Genomic DNA, 7,643 nt, shown 5'->3' with positions numbered 1-7,643 from the left:
TCGAAGCCGTCCTGGGAGGTGCCATACCCGGTATGAGTAATGACGGCTCCAGCGTTTGTCAGCCGGTGCACCGTCTCGATGCGCATCTTGAGATCGGGTGCGACATCCCAGGTGGCTTGGACATACGGGACGATGTTGCCCGGCTCGAACGTTATGCCGCGCCGATGGTCGATGTTGACGAAATCCGGCGTGGTCGGCGGCATCTCGTGCCGGTTGAGCCCCGCGTACGTCTGCGCCATGAGCGACCACGTGTGCCCTTCATACGCCGCCTCGCCTGCGAGGTAGCGGGCATCGAGTTCTTCGAATGCGGCGTCTAATTCGTCGAGATCGAACAGGATGCGTGTCGCAATCCGGTTTTCGGCATCCAGCTCGACAATGCAGAGCAGCTCGACGTTGAAGTCTTCGGGCCCTTCGTCCAGCGAGAATCGCGTACGTCTGAGGAGAAGTCTTTCGCCGCGGGTCGCGATGATAATCGATGTGACGTGGGTGACCCCGATCTCGGAAAGGCTTCGCATGTTTGCGACGTCAGAATCTCGGCCTCGCCGAATGCCGGCGTTCACGGTCCGCCGGCGGTCGTCATTGGCCACGTCATCAGCCAGCATCGCCCCCAGGGCTTTCCAGTCACCTGCCGCGATGTACCCCCAGAACTGTTGATCGGCACGGGTTGCCGCGTTTTCCAATCGCCGCGGCTGCTGGTGCAGTTCGTCGAAGCGTGCGATGGCGGCGTCGAGTTCCGTCTCGTCGAAGACTTCGTATCGGCTGAGCAGATCACCTTCGAAGGTGAAGATGGTGATCGTTTGCCACTCGGCGTCGAAGCCTTGTTGTGAAGTCCCCTTCACCACTTGCGTGGCGACGGCTCCGAGTTCGGTCAGCCGATGCACACTCTCGACGTAGACGTGTACCTGCGGAAGAAGATCCAGATTGGCGCGAACAGTTGCGGCCAGATCGGCGCCCTCGATCGTCACGCCCCGGCGATGGTCGATGTATACGACATCCGGCGTCATCGCGGGAAGTTCGTGCCGGTTGAACTGGGTGTGGCCCTGGGCGACCAGCGACCACACGTGCGCGTGGGTGGCCGCTTCGCCGGCGATGTACCGGGCTTCGAGCTCGGCCACGGCGCCGTCGAAGTCGTCGGCATCGAAGATGGAGTGAACAATCATCCGGTTGTCCCCGTCGATCTCCACGACGCCGACCATATCCGCACTGATCTCCCCGGGCTCACATCCCAGGGCGGAGGACCAAATACGAGTGAGGGCAAGGCGTTGCCCGCGAACCGCGAGGACCGTCGAGACAATGCGCTCGAATCCGACCTCAGCCACTGCTCGCAAGTTTGCGATATTGATATCTCGCCCGCGTAGTACACCGGAGTTGACCACCCGACGGTTGTCGTGCGACACAGCATTTTCGGCGAGTACCTCGGTCATCGCGGTCCAGTCTCGCGTCGTGAGGCAGTCCCAAAACCGTTCGCTCACCTGGCTTGCCGCATTGACCGGGCGGTGCGACCGCGACTGCAGCTCATCGAATCGGGTAAGTGCGGCGCCGAGGTCCGCTTCGTCGAACACCTCGCAATGTTTGAGCATGTCGCCATCAACGATCAAAAAGAGGATCTCTCGCCACTCGGCGTCGAAGCCGTCCGGCGAGGTCCCGTTCGCAGCGTGGGTGACGACGGCGCCTTGCCGATTCAACCGATGCACCGCGGCAATTCGGATGGTCAGATCAGGCGTCTGATCCAACGCGCTACGGAGGAATTCGACCAGCTGGCCGGGCGCCCACGCCGCACCTCGCCGATGATCGACATCTGCGAAGTCGGTTGTCATCATTGGTAGTTGACGCCGGTTGATCGCTGCGTACGCCTCCACGATGGCAGACCATGTGCGCTCGCAGGCGGCCGCTTCGCCGGCGAGGTAGCGCGCATCGAGCTCAGAGAAGGCCGAATCGACGTCATCGGGATCGAATACGACGGTCGCGGCGCATCGATTGTCGTCGTCGATCTCGACGACACCGAGTGCCGCAGCTTGAAATGGTGCGGGTACTGCGTCTTGGCTCGCGAACGTGAAACGGAAGAGCACGAGGTTCTTTCCGCGAGTCGCAACGACGGCCGCGCGCACATCACTCATCCAGACCTCTGCGGTGGCCCGCCAATTCTCCATCTCGATATCACGACCGCGTCGGATTCCGGCATTGATGACGGAGCGGCGGTCGTCTGAGAAGAAGTCAGCCGCGATTAGTCCCGCCATGGCCTCCCAGTTGTGGCTGGCAAAATGTGTCAGGAACTGCTGGACGACCCGGCTTGCCGCATTCTCTGCCGAAGGTGGCGGCTGGCTGAGCTGATCGAACTGCTCGATCGCGGCGTCCAAGTCCGTCTCGTCGAAGAGCTCGCACCGCGTGAGTTGGTCGCCATCGACTACGAGTAGTTGAATCATGCGCCATTCGACATCCAAGCCGTCAGGTGAAAATCCTTGCGAGTCAATGGTGACGACCGCTCCGGCTTTGTTGAGCTGGTGCACTGTTTCGATCGTGACGCGGAAGTCCGGGGTGAGATCGAAGAAGTTTTGCAGAGCAGGGTTCAGCTCGCCGGACGCGAACGGCGTGCCCCTCCGGTGGTCGACGATGAGCCAGTCCACGGGGGTGAGTTCATGACGGTTGAACATCGCGTAGATGTTCGTGATCACCGACCACGTGTGCGCGTGAGCTCTCGCCTCGCCGGCGGAATACCGGGCCTCAAGCTCTGCAAAGGCCGAGTCGATGTCTTCCGGGTCGAAGGAGACGAGCGCGACGATCCGACCGTCCGTGCTTATTTCGATGATGGAGAATCCCTGCAGCTGGAACTCCGCGGTCGTCTGTCCTTGTCCCACGAAGAGGAAACGAAGGAGCGCAAGGTGTTCTCCACGGGTAGCGACGACGGACCGCCTCACGTTAGTGGCCAGGATGTCGGCAGTGCCACGCCAATTCGCTATCTCGGCGTCTCGGCCATGTCGATTCCCTAAGTTCACGACCCTACGGCGATCTTCTGAGGTCATGTCTTCCACGAGCAGCTGCGCCATTGCATCCCAGTTGGTGGCCGCATAATGCGCCAGGAAGTGCTCGGCCACCCGGCTCGCCGCATTCTCCAGCCGCTGCGTTGGACTGGTGAGTTCCTCAAACCTCGCAATCGCGGCGTCGAGGTCCGCCTCGTCGAAGACTTCGGAGCGGCTGACGAGGTCACCGTTGACCGTCACCAGGCTGATTCCTCGCCATTCAGCGTCGAAACCCTCGCGGGAGGTTCCATGCGCGACATGGGTGTAGACCGCTCCCGCGTCGCTCAGCCGATGCACCGCCTCGGGATAGGTTCGAATTCTTTGGTCGAGATCCCATCCCGCGCGGACGTATTCAATCAGCTCACCGGGGGCGTGAGCTGTCCCTCGGCGATGATCGACGCTCGCGAAATCGGCTGTGGTGGCGGGCAGTTCGTGTCGGTTGAGCGCGGCACAGCCCTTTATGATGACCGACCAGGTGCGCGCATGGGCGGCCGCTTCGCCTGCAATGTAACGGGAATCGAGCTCTGCCAAAGCAGCGTGAATGTCGTCGGTATCGAAGAAGACGACTGAGGTGATCAACCCGTTGGAATTGAGTTCGAGCACGCCGACCACTTCGGTGAGAAATGCGTCGAGGCCGTCATCGCGATCGGCGAAGCGCAGGCGCATGAGGGTAAGTCGCGTGCCGCGAGTCGCCACCAGGGTTGCCGTCACGCTCGCGGGCCAGAGACCGGCGACTGTCCTCATGTCGGCGATCTGAGCGTCTCGACCATGTTGGGGGCCCGCGCCTACTACACGACGGCGATCGTCGTATACGAGGTTGTCGTCCAACATCGTCTCCATCGCGTCCCAGTCGCCGGCGGCGAAGGACGCCAGATACCGCCGACCGGCTTGGGTGGCGGCGTTTTCCAACTGGCGCGCCGGCTGGCTGAGCTGATCGAAGCGGGCAAGCGCGGCGTCAACGTCGGTTTCGTCGAAAAGCTCGGTGCGGCTGATCCGGTCGCCGTCAAAGGTCACAACGTCAACGACCTGCCACTCCGCATCGAAACCCTCTGGCGAGGTCCCGATGGCCACGTGCGTTAACACCGCGCCGAGATCGCTCAGCCGGTGCACAGCCGCCATGTAGATCCTGGACTGTGGCGAGAGTTCCCAACTGGCAAGGAGGTACGCGGCTAAATCACTCGGACCGATTGGGGCGAGTCGTCGGTGGTCGATGCTCACCCAGTCGGGCGTCACGGCAGGGATTTCCCGCCGGTTCAGCACCGCGAAGACTTCGGTAATCAGGGACCAGGTGTTTGCGTGGGCGGCCGCGTCACCGGCGAGGTAACGCGCGTCGAGCTCTGCCATGGCGGCTTCGAAGTCTTCGAGGTCAAAGACAACCCGTGCCGACACCTTCCCGTCGGCGTTGACTTCAAAGATGTCGAAGACGTCGGTGTGGAACGCCTCTGGCCGCTTGTCGCGGCCCCATGTTCGGCTTCGGCAGAGCGCCAGGCGATCGCCACGAGTGGCGACGACATCCGACGACGCGCTTTGAACGCCGATGGTCAGCATCGTTGACATCTCGTCGAGTACGGCTTTACGGCCGCTTCGCACGCCGGAGTTCACCGCCCGACGACGGTCATCGGTTGCAACGTCGTCGGACAGCATCCCGGCGATCGCGTCCCAGTCGCGTACCGCAAAGTGCTCTAATATGCGATTCTGCATTCGGCTTGCTGCGTTTTCCAGCCGCAGTGCCGGCTGGCTCAGTTGGTCGAAGCGCGCAATCGCGAGGCCAAGGTCTCCCTCGTCGAATAACTCGCAGCGGTTGATCGCGTCACCTTCGACAGTCATCAGGACCAGTTCTCGCCACTCGGCTTCGAAGCCCCCGTGCGACGTTCCCCGCGATACATGGGTGACAAGCGCTCCGACGTCGGTCAGCCGATGCACCGTCTCGATGTGGGTCGCGCCTTCTTGAGCGAGATTCCATGCGGCACGGACGTAGGCAATCAGGTCACCGGGCGCGAAGGCTGCCCCCCTGCGATGGTCGGTGCTGACGAAGTCCGTTGTTGTCGCCGGCATCTCGTGTCTGTTAAGCCCGGCGTAGGTCTCCGTGATCACCGTCCAGGTGTGCGCGTGGGCGGCGGCTTCGCCGGTGACGTAACGCGCGTCGAGTTCGGTGAGGGCGGCGTCGCGGTCGTCGAGGTCGTGGACAAGTACCGCCGTAATACGCCCCTCGGAATCGACCTCGATGATGTTGAGGGCATCGTTTTGAATCGTCTCGGGGTCGCTGCCCGACGCGCGCATGCGCAAGAGCGCGAGCGACGCGCCGCGGGTCGCCAGGACCTGAACCAGTTTCAATGTGAAGCCGACATCGACCAACGCCCGCACGTCTTCGATCCCGGCGTTGCGTCCAAGCCGGAGACCGGCATTCACCACACGCCGGCGGTCGTTGTAGAACAAATCGTCGGCCACTATCGCGGTGATGGCGTCCCAGTCGTGAGCCGCCAACAGATGCAACAGACGCTCGTAGGTTTTGCTCGCGGTGTTTGTCGGCTGCGGTGCGGACTGACTGAGCTTTTCGAACGTTTCGATCGCGGTGTCGAGGTCCGACTCTTCGAAAACCTCTACTCGACTGATCATTTCGCCGTCGACCAGCATCAGGTCGACGCCGCGCCATTCCGCCGTGAAGCCGTCGCGTGATGTTCCATGTCCTGCCCACGTGAAAACGGCGCCCAGGTCATTGGCGCGATGCTCTGTTTCGACATAGATGTCGAGCTGTTGGTCGAGATCCCAGCCCGCACGGATGTATTCCAGACCCTCACCGGGCGCAAACGTCGCCACCCGACGGTGGTCGATAGTCACCGCGTCCGATGTTGCGGCCGGCAGTTCGCGCCGATTGTGGGCCGTGAGAGCCCCGGTCACCACCGACCATGTCCGGGCGTACGCGGCCCCTTCGCCGCCGACGAAGCGTGCGTCGAGTTCGGCGACTGCGGACTCGATGTCTTCGAGGTCGAACGTGGCGACGTTCGCGATCCGGTCATCGGCGTCGATCTCGACGACGTTGAGGGCGTCGTTTTCAACGGCCCCGGGGTCGCGGCCGGAGGCCCGAGTGCGGGCGAGCACCAGACGCTTCCCGCGGATTGCCACGGCGCTCACCATCGAGATCGTGAAGCCGACTTCGGCGGCCGCCTGCAGGTCTCGCACGACGGCACTTCGACTGTATTGCGTCTCGGCACTCACGACCCGCCGGTGATCGATGCCGACGTAGTCGTCGGCGACGGTGTCCGCCAGTGCATCCCAGTCGCGGGTCGCGAAGTGCGACCAAACATGCTCGAACACGAGGGCCGCCGTGTTCTGCAAACGCCGCGCGGGGGGCCGCTCCGCTTGGAACCGGGCTTCGAGCTCGGCCATTGCGGCATCGGTGTCGTCGATGTCGAACCACAGGTGCAGCCCGATTCGTCCGTCGTCGTCGAGGCCGAACAATTGCAGCGAGTCGTCGCGCGGCGCACCGGGACTGGTGTCCGCCATGTGCACTTCCAATCGCGTGAGCGCCAGCCGCTCACCGCGCACGGCGATAGTTGCGTGACCGTGCCATACACCGCCCAGCGCGCGCGTGCTCCTGACGACGTCGTTGACCCATTGGGAAGGCGTGACCACTGTGCGGGGGAATCCGACGACCTTGCGCCGACTCTCGAGGACGATCTCGGGCGCGAGTCGTCGCTCAGTTTCCTCCCAGGCTTCCCGGTCGATTGCGGCGTCCATTTCGCGCACTGAGCGGACGCATTCGTTGTCAAGTTCGACGGACGGTGGCGCTTCTTGCGGCGCTTGGGGAACCGCGACGACACGATCGCCGACCAGGCCGCGTGCCCGTTCGGCCAGCGCGCCCGCGCCCTTCCGTTCGTACAGTTCGACTGCCCGCTGCGCGGCGGCACGTGCCCCCGGGACGTCGCCGGCGGCACCCAAGGCGGTTGCCAGCGCAAGGCATGCGTCGCCGTGATCGACCAAGGCGTCGGTGCGTTCGGCCAGCGCGACGGCCTCCTGGGCAAGCCGCCGCGCCTCGTCGTGGTCACCGCCGCGGGACAGCAGCCGTGCTCGAAGCGTGCGCCAGGCGATCGACGCCTTCAACGCGTGACCGGCCAGACGTTCGCTCTCCGCACATAACTCGTTAGCCTCGGCATCCCGATCGAGCGCCAGGCACGTGCGGCCCAACAACGCCGCGGTCTCGGCGGTGTCGGCATCGAGACCCATGCGACGAAAACCGTTGTAGGCCTTGCGCAGGTGCGCCTCGGCCGCGGCCGGCTCGTCGACCACCAGTTCGACGATTCCGGCGAATTGCTCGACCTCGACGAGCGCATGGCGCAGGCCGAGCTCGGTGACCGTGCGGCGGGCCGAGTCGATCATGCGGCGCGCCGCCGCGGCCCGTCCGCGGAAGGCCTCCAAGACCGCCTGGCAGCGTGTCGACGTCGCCTCGACCGCCGGCGAGTCGGTGGTGATGCGCAGCAGCCGCACGACATCCAGGCACCGGCCTCCTGCGCGCGGCACCGGGTTGGGGCCCCAGAGCGCGGCCAGTGGCGCCTGGGCCAGCACCGCGTTCACCCGGCGGTGTTCACGGGCGCGCCGCGCCGCGGTGAGGGCGTCGTCCAGGGCGAT

1 protein-coding gene is annotated in these 7,643 nt (G+C 64.1%); it reads right to left on the bottom strand.

Features of this window, described 5'->3' with window-relative positions; all coding sequences use genetic code 11:
* Positions 1-7,643, bottom strand: a 7,643-nt coding sequence (locus A9X05_RS15840) for a tetratricopeptide repeat protein (RefSeq protein ID WP_067782558.1), incomplete at both ends; no start/stop codon positions are given.

This window comes from Mycobacterium sp. E3298 (assembly GCF_001666895.1).
In the GTDB taxonomy this organism is placed as follows: domain Bacteria; phylum Actinomycetota; class Actinomycetes; order Mycobacteriales; family Mycobacteriaceae; genus Mycobacterium.
This window is presented reverse-complemented; position numbering and strand designations above follow the sequence as displayed.